Here is a 21,334-nt window from a genome sequence, read left to right on the forward strand (position 1 = left end):
AGCGCCAGCGCCGCGGCCGCCGCGGCCCACCGCAGCGGCTCGCCGGTCACCAGCGGCGCGGCCAGGTCCGCGAGGGCGTCGCCGTCGAGCAGCTGGGTGTCGTGGGTGACGTTGCGGAACGACGGCGACTCCAACGTCCGTACCAGCAGGTCGCGCGCCGTCCGCGGGCCGGCCAGCTCGGCCCGCCGCAGCGCGTCCGCCAGGCGCCGGATCGCCGCGTCGCGCGTCGGCGCGTGGACGATCACCTTCGCCAGCATCGAGTCGTAGTGCGGCGAGACGACGCTGCCCGGCTCGACGCCGCTGTCGATCCGCAGGGCGCGGCCGTCGGCGCCGGCGAAGCCGAACTGCTCGACCAGGCCGGTCTGCGGAAGCCAGCCGGCGGCCGGGTCCTCGGCCACCAGCCGGGCCTCGATCGCGTGCCCGCGGGCCGGCGGGTCGATCGCCGCGGCCGGCAGCGGCTCGCCCTCGGCGATCCGCAGCTGCAGCTCGACCAGGTCCAGGCCGGTGACCAGCTCCGTGACCGGGTGCTCGACCTGGAGCCGGGTGTTGACCTCGAGGAAGAAGACCGCCGGATCGGCGTCCCGCCCCCCGCCCCCATCGGCGAGCACGAACTCGACGGTGCCGGCGCTGACGTAGCCGAGCGCGCCCGCCGCCTTGTGGGCGGCGTCGGCGAGCACGGTGCGGACGTCGTCGCCGATCGCCGGCGCGGGCGACTCCTCGATCAGCTTCTGGTGGCGGCGCTGGATCGAGCAGTCGCGCTCCGGCAGCGCGCTGACCGTGCCGTGCAGGTCGCCGAGGATCTGGACCTCGACGTGGCGCGGCCGGGTGACGTAGCGCTCCAGGAAGACGGTGCCGTCGCCGAACGCGGAGGCGGCCTCGTGGCGGGCCGAGGCGACCGCGCCAGCCAGCGCCGCGGGGTCCTCGACCAGCCGCATCCCGCGACCGCCGCCGCCGGCCGACGCCTTGACCAGCAGCGGGAAGCCGACCGCGTCCGCCTGAGCGCGCAGGTCGTCGTCGCCGACGTCCTCGGCGATCCGGCCGCCGGGCAGGACCGGGACCCCGGCGGCGGCCATCAGCTCGCGGGCGCGGAGCTTCGAGCCCATCGCCTCGATCGTCTCGGGCGAGGGGCCGATCCAGCGCAGCCCGGCCGCGGCCACCGCCGCCGCGAAGCCGGCGTCCTCGGAGAGGAAGCCGTAGCCGGGGTGGATCGCGTCGGCACCGGTCGCCCGGGCGGCCGCGATGATCGCGTCGGCTCGCAGGTAGGACTCGGCCGGGGCGGCGCCGCCGAGCGCGACGGCCAGGTCGGCGTCGCGCACGAACGGCGCGTCGGCGTCGGCGTCGCTGTGGACGGCGACGGTGTCGATCCCCAGCCGGCGGCAGGTGGCGAAGATCCGGCGGGCGATCTCGCCGCGGTTGGCGACCAGCAGCCGGCGGATCGGCGCGCGGTCGGCCGCCGCCGCGGTCGGCCCGGCGGTCGCGGTCGTCGGGGTCGTGTCGGTGGCGCTCACGGGCGGAACACCCCGAAGCCCTCGGCCCCGCGGACCTCGTCGCCGTGGCAGGCCGAGAGGGCCATCCCCACCACCGTCCTCGTGTCGCGCGGGTCGATGATCCCGTCGTCGTAGCCGCGGCCGGAGATCGCCAGCGCGACCTGCTCGGCCGCGATCTTGTCGCGGACCATCTGCTTGACGGCCGCGTCCTGCTGCTCGTCGTACTCGCGGCCCTTGGCCTCGGCGGCCTGGCGGGCGACGATCGACAGCACCCCGGCCAGCTGCTCCGGGCCCATCACCGACGAGAGCGCCGACGGCCAGGCGAAGAGGAACCGCGGGGCGTAGGCACGGCCGCTCATCGCGTAGTTCGCGGCGCCGTACGAGGCGCCCACGACGACCCCGATGTGCGGCACCTTGGAGTTCGAGACGGCGTTGATGAACTGCGCGCCGTGCTTGATGATCCCGCCCTGCTCGTAGTCCTTGCCGACCATGAAGCCGGTCGTGTTGTGGACGAACAGCAGCGGGACGTCCTTCTGGTTCGCCAGCTGGATGAACTGCGTCGCCTTCTGCGCCTCCTCGCTGAAGAGGACGCCGCGGACGTTGGCCAGGATCCCGACCGGGAAGCCCTGGATCTCCGCCCAGCCGGTCGAGAGCGCCGTGCCGTAGAGCGGCTTGAACTCGTCGTAGCGGGACCCGTCGACGATCCGCGCCAGGACCTCGCGGGTGTCGAACGGGACCTTCAGGTCGGTCGAGACGATCCCCAGCAGCTGCTCGGGGTCGAGCAGCGGCGGCACCACGTCGGCGGCGGGCGTCCGCGGCCCGGGGCCGCGCTTGCGCCAGTTCAGCCGGCGGACGATGTCGCGGCCGATCCGCAGCGCGTCGGGCTCGTCCTCGGCCAGCTCGTCGGAGAGGCCGGAGACCCGCGAGTGCATGTCGGCGCCGCCCAGCTCCTCGTCGCCGGAGACCTCGCCGGTGGCCATCCTGACCAGCGGCGGCCCGCCGAGGAAGACCTTCGCCTGGTCCTTGACGAAGACGGTGTAGTCGCACATCCCCGGGATGTAGGCGCCGCCGGCGGTCGAGTTGCCGAAGACGATCGCGACCGTCGGGACCCCGGCCGCCGAGAGCCGCGTGAGGTCGCGGAACATCTGGCCGCCGGGGATGAAGATCTCCAGCTGGGTCGGCAGGTCGGCGCCGCCGGACTCGACCAGGCTGATCAGCGGCAGCCGGTTCTCGCGGGCGATCTCGCTCGCCCGCAGGACCTTGCGGAGCGTGAACGGGTTCGACGCGCCGCCGCGGACCGTCGGGTCGTTGGCGGTGATCATGCACTCGACCCCCTCGACGATCCCGATCCCGGTCACGACGCTGCCGCCGACCTGGAAGTCGCTGCCGTGGCCGATGAAGGGCTGCAGCTCGAGGAACGGGCTGTCGCGGTCGATCAGCAGCTCGATCCGCTCGCGGGCCAGCAGCTTGCCGCGCTTGCGGTGGCGGGCGACGTACTTCTCGCCCCCGCCGCCGCGAACCTGGTCGAGGACCCGATCGAGCTCGTCCAGGCGGGCGTTCATCGCGTCGCGGTTGGCGACGTAGGCGTCCGAGCGGGGATCGATGGCGGTCGCGGTCACGGGCCCTCCGGGGTCGGTCGTTCGCCGGCGCACGCCGACGAGCGACATCGTCGTCCCCGACCCTAGGTCCGGCGGCGCTCGCCGTCCTGTTCGATCTCCACAGCGGCTGCGCGAGTGCTGGGGGAACCACCCAGGCGCAGCGGCCGCCGTCAGCGGCGGTCGACGAGCCCGTCGCGGATCAGCAGGGCGGCCTGCAGCTCCGACCGCCGGTGGTCGATCGTGCGCCCCAGCGCCGTTTCGCACTGGCGCAGGCGGTTGCCGATCGTGTTCGGGTGCACGCCGAGCCGCTCGGCCGTCCGGGCGACGTGGGCACCCTCGCGCAGGAACGTCGCGAGCGTCGCCCGCAGCCGGGCCGCGCCGTCGTCATCGGCGTCCAGCTCCCCCAGCTCGCGGTGGGCGAAGCGGCGGGCCAGCTCGACGTCGACCGCCAGCAGCCCGAGCAGCCCCGAGCGCTGCCAGTGGCTGGTCGCGCCGGGCGAGCGGCCCCCGAGGACGGCCACGCGCCGCGCCGCGATCGCCTCCTCGTGGCTGTGGCGGAAGCCGTCGACGCCGCTCGCCGGCTCACCGAAGGCGACGCTGACGCGATCCGCCCGCAGCGTCGTCGGACCGGCGTCGGCGGACGCGGGAGCCCCGCCGCGGCCGCCGTCGGCCGGCGTCGCCCACATCCACAGCACCCGGTGCCCGACCGGCACCAGCAGCGGACGGTCGTCGCCGAGCGCCGCCGCGACCTCGCTCGCCGCGCGCTCCAGCCGCGCCGGGGCGCCGGCGGCGTCCTCGCCCGAGGTCGTCCAGAGGACCGCGCCGACGTGGCGTCCGGCCAGTTCGCGGCCGAGCGTGCGACCGGCCGCCGCCGGGTCGATCGGCTGCCCGTCGAGCAGGTCGCGGACGGTCGCCGCGCGCTGGGCCGCCGCGCTGCGCGACCAGCGCTCGCGCTCGGCGTGGTACTCCTCGACCACGCGGCCGGTGACCGCGTCCATGAAGCCGAACAGCAGCTCGCCGGCACGATCGCGGAGCAAGATCCGCTGGGCCGCGTCGGTGGCCTGGTCGTCGACCGCCGCCGTCCACAGCCGCCACATCACGCCGTGCCCGACGCGGTAGGTCCGCAGCAGCACCGGCAGCTCGACGCCGCGGCGGACGTACATCCGCGCGTGCTCCAGCGTCTGCTCGGGCACGATCAGCTGGTCGGGCGGCGTCCCGCGCAGGACGGCGCGGGCGATCGCCGAGATCAGCTCGCGGACGCCGCTCGTGCTCTGGCTGGTGACCGCCAGCGCCGCCGGCAGGTCCGGGACCCCGGCGTGGATCTCGGCCGCGGTCTCCGGCGCCAGCTCGGCGGCGGCGTCCTCGAGGAACGCGGCGGCCGAGCGGATCGCCTCGTCGACCTGCGCGGGGCGGGGCTCGGGCACGGCCACAGGCTACCGCTCGGGCTAGGGAGGAGCCACAGCCCACCGGGGTCGGACTGTGGCCCTCACCCGCCCTTCCCGGACCTCGCTCGCCGTATCGTCGGCGCTGGCGCCCCTGTCGGAGGAGCGCCTCCGCTCGCCGCGCCCGGCGGACGGCGACCGTGGAGCACCGATGAGCCTCGACCATCCCGCCATCCTCACCTGCTCGATCTCGGGCTCGATCGCCAACCGCGCGCAGTGCCCGGCGATCCCCTACACCCCGGCCGAGTACGCGGCCGAGGCCCGCCGGATCGTCGACGAGGGTGGCGTCCACATCCACATCCACGCGCGCTCCCCCGACGGCCGCCCGAGCTACGAGATCGAGGACTTCGCGGCGATCAGCCAGGCGATCCGCGACGAGGTCGGCGACGCCGCGATCATCAACTTCTCGACCGGCACGATCGGGGTCTCGGTCGAGAAGCGGATCGCCTACCTGGAGGCCTGCCGGCCCGAGGTCGCGGCCCTGAACATGGGCTCGATGAACTACGCGAAGTACTCGTCGCGGCGCAAGGCGTTCGTCTTCTCGACGATCTTCCCCAACCCCTTCGACGAGATCGTGGCGCTGCTCGAGGCGATGCGCCGGCTGGGGATCAAGCCCGAGCACGAGTGCTTCGACATCGGCCACATCGGCAGCCTGGCGCCGCTGATCGACATGGGCCTGCTCGAGGGCCCGCTGCACGCCGACTTCGTGATGGGCGTGACCGGCGGGATCCCGCCGACGGCGCGCAACCTGGCGGCGATGGCCGACAACCTGGCCGAGGTCGGGGCCGTGCTCGGCAGCGGGGGTGGCGGTCACCACTGGGGCGTGATCGGCATCTCGCGGGTGCAGTGGCCGATGCTGGCGGCGGCGCTCTCGCTGGGCGGCTCGGTGCGGGTCGGGCTGGAGGACAACTTCTACCTGCCGGACGGCACGATGGCGCGCTCCAACGGCGAGCTGATCGCCAAGGGCCGGCAGATGATCGAGGACGCCGGCCGTCGGCCCGCGACCGTCGAGGAGGCCCGCGCGGCCCTCGGCGTGCCGCAGCGCAGCGCGGCCTGAGCGACTGCCGCACCGCGCGAGGGGGCGCGGTTCCCCCCGCCGAGCGATGGGCGGCGGCCTCGCGGTGGCGCAGGCTGCGGGCATGTCCACCGCACCGTCGCTGCCCGCCCGCCGTCGACCGTCCGCCGGCCCGACCGTCGCCGAGCGGCGGGGCATCGCCCTCGCCGCGATCGCCGCGCTGCTGCTCGTCGTCGGGCTGACGGTCCGCCGGGCCGAGGCCGCGGGCAGCGGCGTGCTCGACCCCCGCCTGGCCGGGCTGCTGGTCGACCTGGTCCCGCTCTTCACCGCGCTCGTCGCCGTCGGCCTGGCGGTGGCGCTGCTCGCCCGCCGCGCCCAGGACGGACGCGGGCGATGATCGGCGGGGAGCGCCGCGTGCCGGTCGCGCGCGCCCCACCGCCTTGACGAACGATCGTTACCGATATATCGTTGCCATATCGAAAGCGATCGAAAGGAGTGCCGAATGACGGCACACGCACACGAGTGGGGGCCGATCTGCGGCCCCGGCGACCGCCGCGGCGGTCGCGAGATGGCAGCCGGCCTCCGCGACCCGCGGTTGGCCGAGCTGTTCCACGCCATGACCGGTGGTCGCGGTCCGGGTCGCCACGGCGGTCCCGGCCGCCACGGCCGCGGGCCGCGCGGCGGCCCCGGCGGATGGGGCGGCGTCGGGCCGGGCGGCTTCCCGGGTCCCGGGGGCTTCCCCGGGCCGGGTGGCCCGCGAGGCCGCCGCGGCCGTGGGCCGCGGGCCGGTCGCGGTGACGTCCGCGCCGCCCTGCTGCTGGTCCTCGAGGACGAGCAGGCGGCCAACGGCTACCAGTTGATGCAGGAGATCGAGGAGCGCAGCCAGGGCGCCTGGCGGCCGAGCCCCGGCTCGGTCTACCCCTCGCTCCAGCAGCTGGAGGACGAGGGCCTCGTCCAGGGCGAGCAGCGGGGCAACGGGCGGTTCTTCGCCCTCACCGACGCGGGCAAGGCCCACGTCGAGGAGCATCGCGCCTCGCTCGGGACCCCCTGGGAGGCCGCCGCCGAGGGCATCAGCGACCAGACGTGGAAGATCGGCTCGCTGATGCGGGAGGTCGGCTTCGCCGCCTTCCAGGTCACGCAGGCCGGATCGACCGCGCAGCAGGCGGAGGCCGCCGAGGTCCTCGCCGAGACCCGCCGGCGCCTCTACCGGATCCTCGCCGAGGGCGAGGCCGACGAGCCGGGCGGCGACGCCGCCGGCGGGCCGGACGCGCCCGCTCCGGGGCCTGGCGCCTAGACCGCCCCGTGGAGCACGCACCCCGTCCCGGGGCGGCGTGCTCCGCCGGCGGCGGCCAGCCCGTCGCGCACTTCCTCGTCCCGGCGTGCGCGCCTCGACGGCCCGGCGGCCCTGCCCCGCCTCAGCCCGCGATCGCCCGCTCCAGGTCGGCGACCAGGTCGGCCGGATCCTCGACCCCGCAGCTGAGCCGGACCAGGTCGGCCGGCACCGCGGCGTCGGAGCCCTCGACCGACTGGTGGGTCATCGCCTGCGGGACCTCGATCAGCGATTCGACGCCGCCCAGCGACTCGGCGAGCGAGAAGATCGCCGTCGACGACGCGATCCGCACCGCGTCGGGGTGGCGGAAGGAGACCATCCCGCCGAATCCGGGCCAGTGGACCTCGCTGACGCCCGCGGCGCCGCGCAGGTACTCGCTGACCGCCGCGCCGTTCCTGTCGTGCTGGGCGACCCGCAGGTGCAGCGTCCGCAGCCCGCGGTGCAGCAGGAAGCAGTCGAACGGCCCGGGCACCGCGCCGACCGCGTTCTGGACGTGGCGGACGGCCCGGTGCAGCTCCTCGTCGCGGACCACCACGGCGCCGCCGACGACGTCGGAGTGGCCGCCGAGGTACTTCGTCGTCGAGTGCACGACGGCGTCGGCCCCGAGCTCGAGCGGCCGCTGGTGGATCGGGGTCGCGAAGGTGTTGTCGACGACGACCAGCGGCCCGGGAGCGAACCGGGATGCCGCCCCGCCCCCGTCCTCGCGAGCCAGCGTCGCGGCGGCGCCGCGCACGACCTCGACGAGGCCGGCGATGTCGACGACGTTCAGCGTCGGGTTGGTCGGCGTCTCGACCCAGACCAGCGCGGTCTCGGGCCGGATCGCCGCGGCGACCGCGTCCAGGTCCCGCTGGTCGACGATCGCGTAGCTGAGCCCCCAGCGCGTCAGGACGCTGTCGACCAGGCGGTAGGTCCCGCCGTAGAGGTCGTTCGGCAGCACCACGTGGGCGCCGGCCCGGGCGACGGCGGTGATCAGCGCGTGCTCGCCGGCCAGGCCGCTGGAGAAGGCGCTCGCCAGCCCGCCCTCCAGCTGCCCGATCGCGTTCTCCAGCGCGGTCCGGGTCGGGTTGGCCGAGCGCGAGTAGTCGAAGTCGCCGACGAACTGCCCGGGCGCGGGCTGGACGTAGGTCGAGGTCTGGTGGATGGCCGGGACGATCGAGCCGTAGGTCGGGTCGGGATCGAGGCCGGCGTGGACGGTGCGGGTCGCGATCCGCGCGTCGTCGGGCACCCGGCTCACGACGGCACCACCAGCGACTCGAGCAGGTCCGAGCGCGTGACCAGCCCGGCCAGGCGGCCGTCGGCGATCACGGCCAGCGCCGGCTGGTCGCCGGTCAGCAGCTCGACCGCCTCGCGGACCGGGGCGTCGGCGGAGACGGCCGGGAACGGCGGCTCCATCACGTCGCCGATCTCGGCGTCGAGCACCTGCGGGTCCGACGCCGCCCGCCGCAGCAGGCCCCGCTCGCCGATCGACCCGACCAGCGCGTGCTCGTCGTGCGGCGAGACCACGGGCAGCTGCGAGACGCCGTGCTCGTGCAGCAGCGCGATCGCCTGCCGGACCTTGTGGCTCGGGCGCACGGCGACCAGCTGCGGCACGCCGCCCTCGGCCTCCTTGGTCCGCAGCACGTCGCCGACGGTCCGCTCGGGCGGTCGCTCGAGGAAGCCGTGCTCGCGCATCCAGCTGTCGTTGTAGATCTTCGAGATGTACGACCTCCCGCCGTCGGGCAGGACGACGACCACCAGCGCGCTCGGGTCGTCGATCCCGCGGGCGACCTCGAGCGCGGCGACGATCGCCGTGCCGCACGAGCCGCCCGACAGGATCCCCTCGACCTGCGAGAGCCTGCGCGCGGCGAGGAACGCGTCCTTGTCGGAGACCGTCACGTAGCGGTCGACGACCGACGGATCGAAGGTCTTGGGCCAGAAGTCCTCGCCGACGCCCTCGGTCAGGTAGGGGCGAACCTCCTTGGAGCTGTAGATCGAGCCCTCGGGATCGGCGCCGATCACCTGGATGTCCGGGTTCCTCGACTTCAGGTAGCGGGCCGTGCCGGTGATCGTGCCGCCGGTTCCGACGCCCGCGACCAGGTGCGTGATCCTGCCGCCGGTCTGGCGCCAGATCTCGGGACCGGTCCAGTCGAGGTGCGTCTGCGGGTTGGCCGGGTTCTCGTACTGGTTCGGCTGGAACGCCCCCGGGATCTCGGCCGTCAGCCGGTCGGCGACCCGGTAGTAGGAGCGCGGCGAGTCCGGCGGCACGTCGGTCGGCGCAACGACGACCTCGGCGCCGTAGGCACGCAGGAGGTCGATCTTCTCCTGGCTCATCTTGTCCGGCATCACCGCGATCACGCGGTAGCCCTTGATCCGCGCGGCGATCGCCAGGCCGGTGCCGGTGTTTCCCGACGTCGGCTCGACGATCGTGCCGCCGGGCCGCAGCAGCCCGTCGCGCTCGGCCGCCTCGATCATCCGCAGCGCGACCCGGTCCTTGATCGACCCGCCCGGGTTGAGCTGCTCGACCTTGGCCACCAGCTGCGGGGTCAGGCCGGCCCCGATCCGCGACAGGCGCACCAGCGGCGTGTCGCCGATCGTGTCGAGGATCGAGTCGTGGATGATCGCGCCGCCCTCCCCGGCCCTCGGTCCCGGCCCGCCGCCGGAGCCCGCGGAGACGCCGGGAGCGGAATCCTGATCGGAAATCGGGGTGTGGGACATACCCTCACTGTACGCCCTTCGGGACCGCCCGTGCCGCCGTGGTCCACGAACCTGACCAGGCCGGTTTGGAGTCCGCACGGCGCCCGCGGATCAGGGCCGCAGGCGCAGGGTGTGCGCGCCTGCCGGCAGGGTGACGCGGACCCGGCGACCGCCGACCGTCGCTCCGGGCAGCGCCGCGGACGCCCGCACCGTCACCGGATCGATCGACGACGACGGGGCCCGGCCATCGATCGTCAGCGTCCGCGCGGCCCCGCGCGATGCCCGGGAGCCGGTCGCGGCGCCGGTCCACAGCTCGACCGTCCCGGCGCCCGACGTGCGGACCGTCAGCCCGTCGTCGTCGGCGTCCTGGGCGACGATCCGCGGCCGCGCGGCCACCACCCGCGGTCGCCCGAGGTCGAGCGCGATCCGGCTCCCGGAACGCAGCCCCCCGTCGGGGTTCAGGACCCCCCAACCGTAGTCCTTCGTCGGGTGCTGCTTCCAGATCCAGATGATGCCGCCGGTCAGGTCGCGATCCTGGATCCGCAGCTGCCAACGCCGGTAGGCCTCCCAGTTGCCGCCCCCGGCGCCCGGGAACTCGCCCGGGACGAGGGCCGCGCCGAACGCCGTCGCCATCCGCTGGGCATCGCGATAGGCGGCGTCCAGACGGCCCTCGGTGCCCGCGTCGACGTCGCCGGAGAAGACGTCGGTGTAGATGTGCGGCGAGTACACCAGCTGCCCGTCGGCGGCGAAGCGGGCGGTCTCGGGGCCGAAGCCCTCGAACCAGACCGGACCGCCGTAGCCGTCGCGGCGCAGCCGCGCCACGAGCCTGGCGTAGAAGGGGAACAGGCGCTGGGTCGCCCAGCTCGGCGGCCACGACGCGTCGGGGCTGACCGGCTCGTTGTAGAGCTCGACGCCGGCGAAGGCAGGCCCGATCCTGCGCCCCGCGGCGGTTGCGGCGGAGACGGCGTCGGCATAGGCCCCCTGCAGCGACCGGCCGGCGACCGTGCGGTCCTCCCAGAACGCCTCCGCCGCCTTCGCCGCGCAGGGCGTCGTGTAGTAGCGGCCGAGGCCCTGCAGGCTGCCCGCCAGCGGCGAGCAGGACGTGCCGGCGGTGTCGACCGCCCACGCCGGCGCGCCGTCGGACTCCACGTACGACGGCTGGCCGAGGTTGGCCGCGTAGCGATCGTGGTGCATGTCCAGCACCACGTAGATCCCGCGATCGGCGAAGACCCGCGCCGCGCGCTCGATCTCGGCCAGGTACCCGCGGTCGGTGACGCCCGGCTGCGGCTGGATCCGCGACCAGGAGACGCCCAGGCGCACCACGTTGATCCCGAGCGCGCGGGCCTGGACGCCGTCGGCCGCGGTCACCGCGACGGTGCCGTGCGCGCCTCCGTAGTCGACGAGCGCCGCGACGTTGGCGCCGCGCAGCAGGACCCGGCGGCCGTCGGCGGTCAGCAGCGCCCGCCCGCCCTCGCGGGCGGGGCCGACGCGCAGCGCGTCGGCGGCGGTGATCGTGCCGGGGGCGCCGAGGCGCGCCGCCGGAGCCGACAGCGCGGCGGCCGGGATCCGCACCCGCGGCTTGCCGAGCTTCAGCGCCGGCGCCCAGCGATCGCGGCCGGCCGCACCGGCGACGGGAGGCACCGCGAGGGGGACCGCCACCAGCGCGAGCAGGGCCACCACCCACGGCGAGCAACGACGCTCACGGGCAGGACGGGTCGGAGAACGGCGATCCACCACATCGGAATCGTCGCAAACCGGCGAGCAGCGCTCGTACGTTCGTCCAGAAACGCGATTCCGACTCAGGCGACGCGCACCCGCAGACCCAGTGCGCGACCCCGCGGGAGCGCGATCACCGCGACCCGCCGGACCGTCGGATCGAGCGGATCCCGGGACACCGGCGCCAGGCTCACCCGGCCCCGCTCGGGGATCAGGACCTGCCAGCTACTGCCCGCGGTCGGCCGGATCCGCAGGACGGTCGTCCGACCGCGGTGGACCGTCACCCTGGCGCTGCCGCCGATCGGGATCCGCCAGCGCCGCGCGGCCGGGCGACGCAGCCGGCCGCTGAGCGTCCAGCCCGCCTCGTCGAACCGGAACCGGACGTTGGCCTGCTGCCCCCCGCGGGTGATCGTCCCGCGCAGCGAGCGGCGCGAGGCGAGCGGCCCGCTGCCCGGCCGCGCCGACAGCCGGACCCGCGTGCCGGCGACGGCGCCGCCGGCGAGCCGCAGGCCGCCGGCCTGCAGGTCGAAGCTCGAGCGGCGGCCGCCGAGCCCGCCGATCGCCCGTCCCCCCGCGTCGACCAACCGGGTCGGCAGGACGCCCGACGTCAGGTCGCGCGACCAGCTGACGACCGAGGTCGAGTAGCGCGACGTCGTGACCGCGTAGCGCGGCTGGTCGCGATCGAAGCTGGCCGCCGCCGTCGGGGCCGGCGCGTCGCCGCAGTCGGCGATCGACCGCAGCAGCCGCAGCGATCCGAGCGCCTGGTCGCTGCCGCTGGCCCGGAAGCGCGTCGACGCGTTGTAGAGCGTCTTGGGCAGCACCCCGCGGCGATCGGCCAGCTCCTGGTAGCGGGCCCGCACGCGACCGCAGAGCGCGGCGACCCGGCGGCGGTCGGCGGCCGGCAGGAACCCGCCGGGCATCGTGCCGATCGCCTGCAGCTCGACGGTCGCCCAGCCCCAGTACTGGGTCAGGTAGCGGCGGTCGGCGCCCCAGCCGGTGTCCCAGTTGAGCGTCCCGTCGTCGCCGAACGACCCCCAGACCACCCGCCGCATCCAGCGCCGGTAGATCGTCCGCTCGCCGGCGCGCAGCCGCATCCCGGCCTTCAGGGCCTGCGGCAGGTACTGCGCGCCGGCCAGTGCGATCAGGCTGTACTCCGGGGTGTCCATCAGGTTGATCCGGTTGGCGCGGTCGTTCGGCACGTAGCGGTAGCCGGCGTCGCGGGTCAGCAGCCGCGGCAGCAGCCGCCGCTGGGTGTCGAGCGCTCGCCGGTAGTCGCGGACGAAGGCCCGCAGGTCGCCGTCGACCAGCCGCTTCGCCCACAGCATCTCGGCCGTCCACAGCAGCTGGCCGATCCGCACCTGATCGGGGGCGAACATCCGGTGGCGGGCGACCCGCAGCACGACCCGGCGGATCCGGGTGCGCAGGCGCGCGGGCAGGTCGACCTTCGTGCCCGCGTCGTAGGCCTCCGCCAGCGCGATCGCCGCCTCGGGATCGATCGCGATGTGCTGGGCGGCGTTGCGGCTGCTGCCCCCGCGACCCGCCGCCTGGGTGAATCCCGGGCGGTGGGACTGGTCGGGATCGTTGCGGTCGTAGCGGCTGTAGGGACCGTCGCGGAAGGCCGGCGGCTGCGTCAGCGTGTCGACCAGCTCGGCGATCCGGCGGCGGTCGGCATAGCTCGCCGGCACCACGCTCGGCCCGTCGAGGACCGCCCGCACGTGCAGCCGCAGCATCAGGCTGTTGAGCCGGGTTCGCGGCGGGCCCGGCAGGCCGCGGTAGGCGAACGCGGTCGGGCTCCAGCGGTCGAGCATCGTCGCGTAGAGCGGCGCCTCGGTCAGCGGCGGTGGTGGCTCCGCCGCGCCGGCTGGCGCGACGACCAGCAGCGCGGTCACCCCGACCGCCGACGCGACTGCCCCGACCCCCCGCCAAGCACACGGCACGACGCCAGCCTACGCGGCCGCTGACCCTCCGCGCGCCAGGCGCTCAGGTGGCGCGGAAGCGGACGGTCACCCGCGCCCCGCCGATCGACGCGTCGTCGATCGTCACGCTGGCCCCGTGGTGCCCGACCTGCTGGGCGACGAGCGCGAGCCCGAGCCCCGATCCCGGGCGGTCGACGCCGCTCCCGCGGACGAACGGCTCGAAGATCCGCTCCCGCTCCTCGGCGGCGATCCCGGGACCGTCGTCGGCGACCACCAGCCGCGGCCCCACATCGGGCGAGGCCTCCGTGACCGACAGCCGCACCTGCCCTTCCGGCCGCCCGTGGCGGGCCGCGTTCTGCAGCAGGTTGTCGACGATCAGCCGCAGCCCGGGCTCCCATCCCCGGACCGGGACCGCGGCGTCGGGCAGGCGCACCGAGAGGTCGATCTCCGGGTGCCGATCGCCGAAGGCCCGGGCGGCCTCGGCGGCGACCGCGGCCAGGTCGACGTCGGCATCGTCGACCGGGTTGGCGTCGCCGCGCGCCAGCGCCTGCAGCCCGTCGAGCAGGCCGACGAGCCGCCGCTGCTCGGCGAGCGCCTCGCCGACGATCATCTGGCGGACCTCGGGGTCGACGTCCGGGTGGCGGTCGATCGCCGACAGCGTCGCCTGGACGCTGGTCAGCGGCGTGCGAAGCTCGTGCCCGACGTCGGCGGCGAAGCGGCGCGTCGCCTCGAGCGCGCGGTTGCGCTCCTGCGCCGAGCGGCCGAGCCGCTCCAGCATCGCGTTGAACGAGCCGGCCAGCGACCGCAGCTCCCCGGGACCGTCGACCGGCACCCGCCGCTCCAGGTCGCCGTCGCCCTCGATCCGGTGGGTCGCCGTGCGCAGTCGCCGCAGCGGCCGCAGCACCAGGTCGGCGGCGAACCAGGTCCCGAGCCCGGCCAGCAGCAGCATCGCCAGGCCGATCAGCAGCAGTCGCCGCTCGAGCGAGCCCTGGCGCCGCTCCAGCGGCCGCAGGTCGCTGCTGGCCTCCTGGATCGCCCGCACGCCGAGCGCGTCGCCGTCGGCCGACGTGAACGTCTTCGCGAAGGTCCGCAGCCGCCGCTCGCCGACCTGGCGGGTCGAGAACCCGAGCGGCGCCGGGCTCGACCGCGCGGGCAGCGGGATGCCCGCCTTGACCACGTCCTCGCCGCCGACCCACAGCACCAGCGAGCTGCCGGTCGCGCGCAGCACCTGGTTCAGGCGCGCGTCCTTCTCCGGGAGCGACTTGGTGATCGCGTCGCCGACCACGGTGTCCAGCAGCTCCGCCGTCCGCCGCAGCCGGTCGTCGAGGCTCTGGCGCTCCGAGCGGTCCGCCTCGCGGGCGACGACCGCGCCGCCGAGCGCGAGCACGATCGCCAGCACGGCGACGACGCCGAAGGTCAGCCGGCTGCGGAGGTTGCCCAGGATCACGCGCGTCAGGTTCGCAGGACGAACCCGACGCCGCGAACGGTGTGCAGGACCCGCTCTCCCCCGTCGGCCTCGAGCTTGCGGCGGAGGTAGCCGACGAAGACGTCGGCGATGTTGGTGCCGGGATCGAAGTCGTAGCCCCAGACGTCCTCGTGCAAACGGGCGCGATCGAGCACCTCGCCGGGGTGGCGCAGGAACAGCTGCAGCAGCGCGAACTCGCGCTGGGTCAGGCCGAGGTCGCGGCCGGCCCGGGTCGCGACGTGCGTGATCGGATCGAGCTCGATGTCGCTGACGGCCAGCCGCTGCTGGTCGCCCGGCGGCCGCCGGCGCAGGAGCGCGTGGAGTCGCGCGGCGACCTCCTCGAGCGCGAACGGCTTGACGATGTAGTCGTCGGCGCCGGCCTGGAGCCCGGTCACGCGGTCGTCGACCTCGTCGCGGGCCGAGAGCACGCAGACGGGCACGTCCTCGCCCGCGGCCCGCAGCCGGCGCAGCACCTCGAGGCCGTCGAGGTCGGGCATCGTCAGGTCGAGCAGGACCGCCGCCGGCCGCACCTGCGGCACGGCGGCCAGCGCGGCGCGGCCGCCGGACGCCGGGACGACCGAGAAGCCCTCCAGCTCCAGGCCGACGGCGAGCGTGCGGCGGATCGCCGCGTCGTCGTCGACCAGCAGGATCACGGCCCGGCCGCCCGGTCCGTCGGGCAGGGTGGGCGAGGGAGCGGGCTCGGGCGGAATCGGGTGGGCGCTGGGTCGGGGTGGACGGAGGTCGCGGGCCTCAGCGGCGGGTGACGCTCTCGCAGTCGCGTGCCACGACGTCGCCGCGGTCGGCGACCACGCGGTCCCGGCCCTTGCCGCAGGTGACCTGGTCGACCTCGCCGTCGGCGGCGTCGATCACGTCGTTGCCGTCGCCGGCCGTGATCGTGTCGCGGCCCTTCCCGCCGATCAGCCGGTCGGGGCCGGCGCCGCCGATCAGCGTGTCGTTGCCCGGTCCGCCGGACAGCAGGTCGCCGCCGCCCTCGCCGAACAGCACGTCGTTGCCGGCGCCGCCGTAGAGCCGATCGGCTCCTCCGCGGCCGCGGATCACGTCGTTGCCGCCCTTGCCGTTGATCGTGTCGGCGGCCGAGGTGCCGATCAGGGTGTCGTTGCCCCGGCCACCGCTGCGCGTCGCCGCCTGGGCGGCCGCGGCGACCAGCAGCACGGAGACGAGCAGGACGACGGCCGTGGCGAGCAGTCGACGTGAGGGGGTGCGGAGGGCGACGAGCATGGACGAGCCGATCGGCGACAGGTCGCGCTGCCGGGGGCCGGCGGCGGACGGGTGGACGGGGCGGGTCGGATGGCCCGCCCACCGATCGGCGGACAGGGGCCATGGCACCGATGCATCCTCGCACGTGCCCCGAGCACCACGCGCGGGTTCGGTCCCGTTCTCACGCGCTTCTCACGAACGGTGAGGGGTTGGTGAGAACCACCCCACGGCGGGTCCCGGGTCGGCGATAACGGTGGACGTCCCCCGACGACCTCTCCGAGGAGCACACCGAATGACGATCTCGCTCTCCCGCCGTGCCACCGTCCTGGCGATCGCCGCCACCGCGATCCTGCCAGCTTCCGCGCTCGCGGCGACGATCGACGGCGGCCCCGGCAACGAGCGCCTCGTCGGCACCTCGTCGGCCGACCGGATCGACGGCAACCGCGGCAACGACCGGATCTTCGGCCGCGCCGGCGACGACGCCCTGATCGGCGGCCTCGGCAACGACCGGGTCTTCGGCGGGGCCGGCAACGACGTGCTGCAGGGCCTCCAGGGCAACGACTGGCTCAACGGCGGCAGCGGCGACGACACCGTCGTCGGCGACGCCAACGGGACCGGCGACCGGACCTCGTTCGACCGGATCTACGGCGCGGCCGGCAACGACACCCTCAAGGGCGGCGACTCGTTCGACCGGATCTACGGCGGCAGCGGCAACGACAGCGCGTTCGGCGAGAACGGCAACGACCGGATGGCGGGCGGCACCGGCGACGACACCCAGCACGGTGGCGCCGGCAACGACGTGATCTACGCCAACCTCGGCCAGGACACGAGCTTCGGCGGCGAGGGCGACGACACGCTGTGGGCGCTCGCCCGCGGCGACGTCCACCCCGGTCCGGACGGCGCGGTCGACCAGGTCGGCGACACCCTCGACGGCGGCCCCGGCAACGATCGCTTCCGGACCCGCGACGGCGAGGTCGATCGGATCACCTGCGGCGCCGGCAACGACCGTGCCTTCCTCGACCAGGTCGACGTGATCGTCGACGCCACGGCCGAGAACCCGAACGGCTCGTGCGAGACGGTCGAGCGCAAGGCCCCGAAGGCCAAGGACTCCAAGAGCGAGGACGCCCAGCAGAAGCCGGCCGGCGAGAAGGTCGGCTCCTAGGAGCGCCGCGGAGGAGCGCCCGCTCCGGTGCCGCCTTCCCCCCGGGGCGGCACCGGGAGCGACGCGCCAGCGCGCGGTCGCGGACGCGGCCGCTAGCCGAGAACCGCTTCGAGGCGCCGGTGCAGCACCTCGCCGAGGGCCTCGCGGACCGGGCCCTCCTCGAAGCGGGTCACCAGCTCGGCCATGAAGCCCTCGATCACCAGCCGCTTGGCGCGCCCCTCGGGCAGGCCGTGCGAGCGCAGGTAGAAGACCTGCTCGGGATCGATCTGCGCGATCGCCGCCGCGTGGGTGCAGCGGACGTCGTTGGCGGCGATCTCCAGCCCGGGGATCGCGTCGGCGTGGGCCTTGCGCCCCAGCAGCAGGTTGCGCGACTCCTGGAAGGCGTCGGTCTGCTGGCCCGCCTCGTCGACCTTGATCATCCCGCGCCAGACCGTCGACGACTTCTCCGCCAGCACGCCGCGGAAGGCCAGGTCGGAGGTCGTGTTCGGCGCCATGTGGGTCTGCAGCGTGTCGAAGTCGAGGTGCTGCTTGCCGTGGGTGGCGTAGCCGCCGGTGACGCGACCGTGAGCGCCGGGACCGTCGAGCGAGGTCTCCTGGAAGACCTTGCCCTTGGCCGAGCCGAGGCCGAGCGTGATCCAGTCGATCCAGCCGTCGCGGTCGATGGTGGCCCGCTGCGCGCCGAAGATCCAGGTCTTCTCGGAGAGGTCCTGGACGTCGACGAAGCGCAGGCGGGCGTTGGCCCCGACGTGGATCTCGACGACCCCGTTGACCAGCGCCTCCAGCTCCGGCGAGGTCGAGACGGCCTGCGACCAGACCTCGGCCTCGGCGCCCTCCTCGAGCACGATCAGCGTCCGCGGCGAGGCGGCGCGACCGGCCTGGGCCTGGATCAGCGTCAGCAGGACCGGCGCCTCGAGGTGCGTGTTGCGCGGGACGTGGACGAAGAACCCGCCGCGCCAGTCGCTGTCGTTGCGGGCCGTGAACGGCGTCCGCTGGGTCTCGATCTTCCCCAGGTAGGGCTCGACCAGGTCGGGGTGGCGCTCGGCGGCGACCTCGAGCGGGAGCACCAGCGGGCCCTCCGAGACGGCCTCCGCGCGCTCGCCGCCGAAGGTCCGGTCGTCGATCTGGGTGATCGTGACGGTGCCCTCGGGCAGGTGGTCGAAGACCGGCGTCGCCGCGGCGACCGCGGCGGCGTCCTGGTCGGCCGAGACCGCGTCGGGCGCCGGGTAGGCGTCCAGGTCGAGCTCGGGGATCTCGGTGAACTCCCAGCCCGGGACGTCGCGGAACGACGGCAGCTCGAGCGTCAGCAGCTCGGCCCGCGCCGCGTCGCGGCGCTCGGTCAGCCAGGTGGGGTCAGGGGAAGTGGTCGTGGTCATGAAGGCCTTCGAGGAACAGAGGAACGGCGGCGGGAGGCGACGCGCGCTACCCGATGCTGCCTTCCATTTGCAACTCGATGAGCCGGTTCATCTCGACCGCGTACTCCATCGGGAGCTCCTTGACGATCGGCTCGATGAAGCCGTTGACGATCAGCTTCGCCGCCTCGTCCTCGGGCAGGCCGTGGGACTGGAGGTAGAAGAGCTGCTCGTCGCCGACCTTCGAGACGGTCGCCTCGTGGCCGATGTCGACCTGGTCCTCGTCGATCCGGATCGTCGGCCAGGTGTCGGTCTTCGAGCGGTCGTCGAGCAGCAGCGCGTCGCAGACGACCTTCGACTTCGAGCCGATCGCGCCCTTGCCGACCTCGAGCAGGCCGCGGTAGCTGGAGCGCCCGCCGTCCTTGGAGATCGACTTGGCGAAGATGTTCGAGGTCGTGTTCGGCGCCGCGTGGACGATCTTGGCGCCGGCGTCCTGGTGCTGGCCGGCACCGGCGAAGGCGATCGAGAGCACCTCGCCGTGGGCGCGCTCGCCCATCAGGTAGACGGCGGGGTACTTCATCGTCAGCTTCGAGCCGAGGTTGCAGTCGACCCACTCGACGGTCGCGTCCTCCTGGGCGACCGCGCGCTTGGTCACCAGGTTGAAGACGTTCTGCGACCAGTTCTGGACCGTCGTGTAGCGGATCCGGGCGCCGGGCTTGGCGATCAGCTCGACGACCGCGGAGTGCAGCGACGAGCTGGAGTACGTCGGGGCGGTGCAGCCCTCGACGTAGTGCACGTAGGAGCCCTCGTCGGCGATGATGATCGTCCGCTCGAACTGGCCCATGTTCTCGGTGTTGATCCGGAAGTAGGCCTGCAGCGGCATCTCGACGTGCACGCCCGGCGGCACGTACACGAACGACCCGCCGGACCAGACGGCGCTGTTGAGCGCGGCCAGCTTGTTGTCGTTCGGCGGGATGATCGTGGCGAAGTACTCGCGGACCAGGTCCTCGTGCTCACGGAGCGCGGTGTCCATGTCCATGAAGATGACGCCCTGCTTCTCGAGCTCCTCGTTCACCTGGTGGTAGACGACCTCGGACTCGTACTGCGCCCCGACGCCGGAGAGGAACTTGCGCTCGGCCTCGGGGATCCCGAGCCGGTCGAAGGTCTTCTTGACGTCCTCGGGGACGTCGTCCCACGAGCGCTCGGCCCGCTCGGACGCGCGGACGAAGTAGTGGATGTCGTCGTAGTCGACCTCGGCCAGCATCGGGCTGCCCCAGGTCGGCTGCTCACGCGCGAAGAAGTGCTCCAGCGCCTTGAGCCGGAAGTCCCGCATCCACTGCGGCTCGCTCTTGAACTCGGAGATCTTCTCGACGATCTCGCGGTTGATGCCCTTCGGTGCCTTGTAGAGGTAGTCCTCGGCGTCGTGGAACCCGTACTTCGCCGTGTAGTCGGCGTTGAGGTCCTTGAGCGACGTCTCCTCCTCGTTGAGCAGGCTGGCGGAGGTCTCCGGGGGCGTGGGCATGTTCAGTCCACCTCGAGCTTGATGGTGTCTCCGTCGAGAACGACGGGGAAGGTGTCGACCGGCTGGAACGCCGGAAGCGTGATCGGTCGGCCGGTCCGCAGATCGAACAGCGCGCCGTGGCGCGGGCACTCCATCGTGCAGGCCGCGACGTCCAGTTCGCCCTCCGACAGATCACCGTCGTCGTGGCTGCAGCGATCCTCCATCGCGAGGATCTCACCGCCGCAGTTGACGACCATGATCTCGACGTCGTCGTGCTCCAGCGTCACGCGCTTCCCGTCGGGAAGCTCGGACAGTGGGCAGACGTCGATCAGGGGCACGGGGGGTCGAGTCGGAGCGGATCGCAGGCGACGGTCGCGGGGAGGACGAACGTCCATCCGCAAGTCCGATGCCTGTAGGCGGAATTGTATCGATCCCGCGCCGCGGACCGTCACCCCATTTTTGAGGGACTACAAATAGGTGCCCCTAACTCGACGCCGGGGAGGCCCGTCGGCCAGGCCGCCAGGGCTCGTCCCGGCCGCCCGGCTCAGTGCGACGAGCGGACCGGCTCGAGCCCGTCCTCGCCCGGCTGGGCGTGGCGCAGCAGCCGCCCGTCGGGGGCGACCTCGTAGGCCCCCATCCGCCGCAGCGGCGGCGAGTAGGCATGGACCGAGACCGTCGGCTCGCCGCCCGGGTGGTGGACCCGGTGGATCTCGGTCGGCTCGATCGTGGTGCCACGACCGGGCTCGAGCAGGGTCGTGATCGGGTCGCCGTGCGCCGTCAGCCGCTCGTCGACGATCCCGCCCTCGGCGACCGCGACTCCGGCGCTCGAGGTGTCGTGGTCGTGGAAGCCGGTGTCGTGGCCCGGGCTCCAGCAGATCAGCCAGACCGTCACGTGCTCGTCCTCGTGCAGCAGCTCGTAGTGCCGCCGGGCCGGATCGTGCTGGACCAGCTGCGACCAGCGCTCGGGCTGCTCCGCGATCGTGGCCGCCAGCCGCTGCAGCTCGCCCGACGCGAGGACGCCCTCGCGCGGGAGCAGGTCGGCGACGACCGACGGCTCCTCCTCGAGGATCGGCGTGGGCGCGGCGACGACGGTGCTCATGCAGCCTCCTTGGCGGGGCGGGTCGTGGTTCCCGGACGGCGAGCGGGATCGGGCCCGCCGGTGGTGGTGAGGGTCAGGCTCGGCGAGGCGTCGGCGGCCGGGTCCGCGGCGCGCGGCGCGCCCTCCCCCAGCAGCCGCGCGGCGGCGACCGATGCCAGGGCCCGGGGATCGATGCCGGCGACGACCGGCACGTGCTGCAGCCGCGGGTCGACGACCGGGCGGTCGCTGCCGAAGGCCAGGCGGTCGGCCCCGACGGCCTGGGCCGCCGACGCCAGCCCGCGGGGGCCGAACGACGAGGTCTCGTAGGCGATCAGCGGCGAGCGGGCGCCGACCAGGACATCCGCAAGGCGATCTTCGCCTACA

At 74.3% G+C, this 21,334-nt stretch carries 18 protein-coding genes and 1 pseudogene; 4 read left to right on the plus strand and 15 right to left on the minus strand.

Annotation, left to right across the window (positions count from 1 at the left end; genetic code table 11):
* The 3 genes from PAI11_RS22765 to PAI11_RS22775 all read right to left on the minus strand — a co-directional run.
* A partial coding sequence (locus PAI11_RS22765) for an acetyl-CoA carboxylase biotin carboxylase subunit (RefSeq protein WP_040601467.1) occupies positions 1–1,436 on the minus strand: 1,436 nt, incomplete at its 3' end.
* Between the two features lie 68 nt (positions 1,437–1,504).
* Positions 1,505–3,154, minus strand: a complete 1,650-nt coding sequence (locus PAI11_RS22770) for an acyl-CoA carboxylase subunit beta (RefSeq protein WP_007579210.1) — start codon at positions 3,152–3,154, stop codon at positions 1,505–1,507.
* A 101-nt stretch (positions 3,155–3,255) separates the two neighbouring features.
* A complete protein-coding gene (locus tag PAI11_RS22775; protein WP_007579211.1) occupies positions 3,256–4,509 on the minus strand; it encodes a PucR family transcriptional regulator in 1,254 nt (417 codons plus the stop codon).
* A gap of 169 nt (positions 4,510–4,678) precedes the next feature.
* Between PAI11_RS22775 and PAI11_RS22780 the strand changes: the two genes are divergently transcribed.
* The 3 genes from PAI11_RS22780 (at position 4,679) to PAI11_RS22790 (ending at position 6,836) form a co-directional block, all read left to right on the plus strand.
* Entirely contained in the window at positions 4,679–5,584 is a 906-nt protein-coding gene (locus tag PAI11_RS22780) for a beta-keto acid cleavage family enzyme (protein WP_007579212.1), read from the plus strand.
* 82 nt (positions 5,585–5,666) lie between these two features.
* Positions 5,667–5,939, plus strand: a complete 273-nt coding sequence (locus PAI11_RS22785; RefSeq protein ID WP_007579213.1) for a hypothetical protein — start codon at positions 5,667–5,669, stop codon at positions 5,937–5,939.
* A 105-nt stretch (positions 5,940–6,044) separates the two neighbouring features.
* On the plus strand, positions 6,045–6,836 hold the full coding sequence (locus PAI11_RS22790) for a PadR family transcriptional regulator (protein WP_007579214.1): 792 nt from the start codon (positions 6,045–6,047) through the stop codon (positions 6,834–6,836).
* A gap of 121 nt (positions 6,837–6,957) precedes the next feature.
* Here PAI11_RS22790 and PAI11_RS22795 read toward each other — a convergent pair whose 3' ends face one another.
* The 7 genes from PAI11_RS22795 to PAI11_RS25115 all read right to left on the minus strand — a co-directional run bounded on the left by PAI11_RS22795 (position 6,958) and on the right by PAI11_RS25115 (position 15,989).
* Positions 6,958–8,097 carry a PLP-dependent transferase gene (locus tag PAI11_RS22795; RefSeq protein ID WP_007579215.1) on the minus strand — a complete coding sequence of 380 codons (1,140 nt, stop codon included), beginning with the start codon at positions 8,095–8,097 and terminating at the stop codon, positions 6,958–6,960.
* A gap of 5 nt (positions 8,098–8,102) precedes the next feature.
* Entirely contained in the window at positions 8,103–9,566 is a 1,464-nt protein-coding gene (locus PAI11_RS22800) for a cystathionine beta-synthase (RefSeq protein WP_007579216.1), read from the minus strand.
* A gap of 90 nt (positions 9,567–9,656) precedes the next feature.
* Entirely contained in the window at positions 9,657–11,222 is a 1,566-nt protein-coding gene (locus tag PAI11_RS22805; RefSeq protein WP_244406588.1) for a glycoside hydrolase family 5 protein, read from the minus strand.
* Positions 11,223–11,344: 122 nt separating this feature from the next.
* The gene (locus PAI11_RS22810) at positions 11,345–13,150 is read right to left on the minus strand and encodes a hypothetical protein (RefSeq protein ID WP_007579218.1); all 1,806 of its coding nucleotides are present in this window, start codon (positions 13,148–13,150) and stop codon (positions 11,345–11,347) included.
* Between the two features lie 91 nt (positions 13,151–13,241).
* On the minus strand, positions 13,242–14,624 hold the full coding sequence (locus tag PAI11_RS22815) for a HAMP domain-containing sensor histidine kinase (RefSeq protein WP_007579219.1): 1,383 nt from the start codon (positions 14,622–14,624) through the stop codon (positions 13,242–13,244).
* A gap of 5 nt (positions 14,625–14,629) precedes the next feature.
* Positions 14,630–15,295, minus strand: a complete 666-nt coding sequence (locus PAI11_RS22820; protein WP_007579220.1) for a response regulator transcription factor — start codon at positions 15,293–15,295, stop codon at positions 14,630–14,632.
* A gap of 97 nt (positions 15,296–15,392) precedes the next feature.
* On the minus strand, positions 15,393–15,989 hold the full coding sequence (locus PAI11_RS25115; RefSeq protein WP_050897365.1) for a calcium-binding protein: 597 nt from the start codon (positions 15,987–15,989) through the stop codon (positions 15,393–15,395).
* A 163-nt stretch (positions 15,990–16,152) separates the two neighbouring features.
* On the opposite strand from PAI11_RS25115, the gene PAI11_RS22830 reads away from it, so the two are divergent.
* Positions 16,153–17,022, plus strand: coding sequence for a calcium-binding protein (locus PAI11_RS22830; protein WP_007579222.1), 870 nt, complete (start codon positions 16,153–16,155; stop codon positions 17,020–17,022).
* A gap of 92 nt (positions 17,023–17,114) precedes the next feature.
* Here the strand turns inward: PAI11_RS22830 and sufD are convergent, their stop codons facing one another.
* The 5 genes and pseudogenes from sufD to PAI11_RS27650 all read right to left on the minus strand — a co-directional run.
* Positions 17,115–18,395: a Fe-S cluster assembly protein SufD gene (sufD, locus tag PAI11_RS22835; RefSeq protein WP_007579223.1), complete on the minus strand. Its 1,281-nt coding sequence runs from the start codon at positions 18,393–18,395 to the stop codon at positions 17,115–17,117.
* A gap of 46 nt (positions 18,396–18,441) precedes the next feature.
* Positions 18,442–19,893 (minus strand): Fe-S cluster assembly protein SufB, encoded by a 1,452-nt coding sequence (gene sufB, locus PAI11_RS22840; protein WP_007579224.1) that lies wholly within the window; start codon positions 19,891–19,893, stop codon positions 18,442–18,444.
* A 2-nt stretch (positions 19,894–19,895) separates the two neighbouring features.
* Complete coding sequence (locus PAI11_RS22845) at positions 19,896–20,210, minus strand: Rieske (2Fe-2S) protein (RefSeq protein WP_040601465.1); 315 nt, start codon at positions 20,208–20,210, stop codon at positions 19,896–19,898.
* 206 nt (positions 20,211–20,416) lie between these two features.
* On the minus strand, positions 20,417–20,971 hold the full coding sequence (locus PAI11_RS22850) for a cysteine dioxygenase (protein WP_007579226.1): 555 nt from the start codon (positions 20,969–20,971) through the stop codon (positions 20,417–20,419).
* A pseudogene (locus PAI11_RS27650) lies at positions 20,968–21,334 on the minus strand (hypothetical protein); the annotation flags it as partial. The pseudogene PAI11_RS27650 and the gene PAI11_RS22850, both read right to left, overlap by 4 nt.

The organism is Patulibacter medicamentivorans, from assembly GCF_000240225.1.
GTDB lineage: Bacteria > Actinomycetota > Thermoleophilia > Solirubrobacterales > Solirubrobacteraceae > Patulibacter > Patulibacter medicamentivorans.

Bases quoted from the DNA above. Each gene is read 5' to 3' on its own strand.
- PAI11_RS22770 (WP_007579210.1), bottom strand. From the start codon at position 3,154: ATGTCGCTCGTCGGCGTGCGCCGGCGAACGACCGACCCCGGAGGGCCC.
- PAI11_RS22780 (WP_007579212.1), top strand. From the start codon at position 4,679: ATGAGCCTCGACCATCCCGCCATCCTCACCTGCTCGATCTCGGGCTCG.
- PAI11_RS22785 (WP_007579213.1), top strand. From the start codon at position 5,667: ATGTCCACCGCACCGTCGCTGCCCGCCCGCCGTCGACCGTCCGCCGGC.
- PAI11_RS22790 (WP_007579214.1), top strand. From the start codon at position 6,045: ATGACGGCACACGCACACGAGTGGGGGCCGATCTGCGGCCCCGGCGAC.
- PAI11_RS22800 (WP_007579216.1), bottom strand. From the start codon at position 9,566: ATGTCCCACACCCCGATTTCCGATCAGGATTCCGCTCCCGGCGTCTCC.
- PAI11_RS22830 (WP_007579222.1), top strand. From the start codon at position 16,153: ATGACGATCTCGCTCTCCCGCCGTGCCACCGTCCTGGCGATCGCCGCC.
- sufD (WP_007579223.1), bottom strand. From the start codon at position 18,395: ATGACCACGACCACTTCCCCTGACCCCACCTGGCTGACCGAGCGCCGC.
- sufB (WP_007579224.1), bottom strand. From the start codon at position 19,893: ATGCCCACGCCCCCGGAGACCTCCGCCAGCCTGCTCAACGAGGAGGAG.
- PAI11_RS22850 (WP_007579226.1), bottom strand. From the start codon at position 20,971: ATGAGCACCGTCGTCGCCGCGCCCACGCCGATCCTCGAGGAGGAGCCG.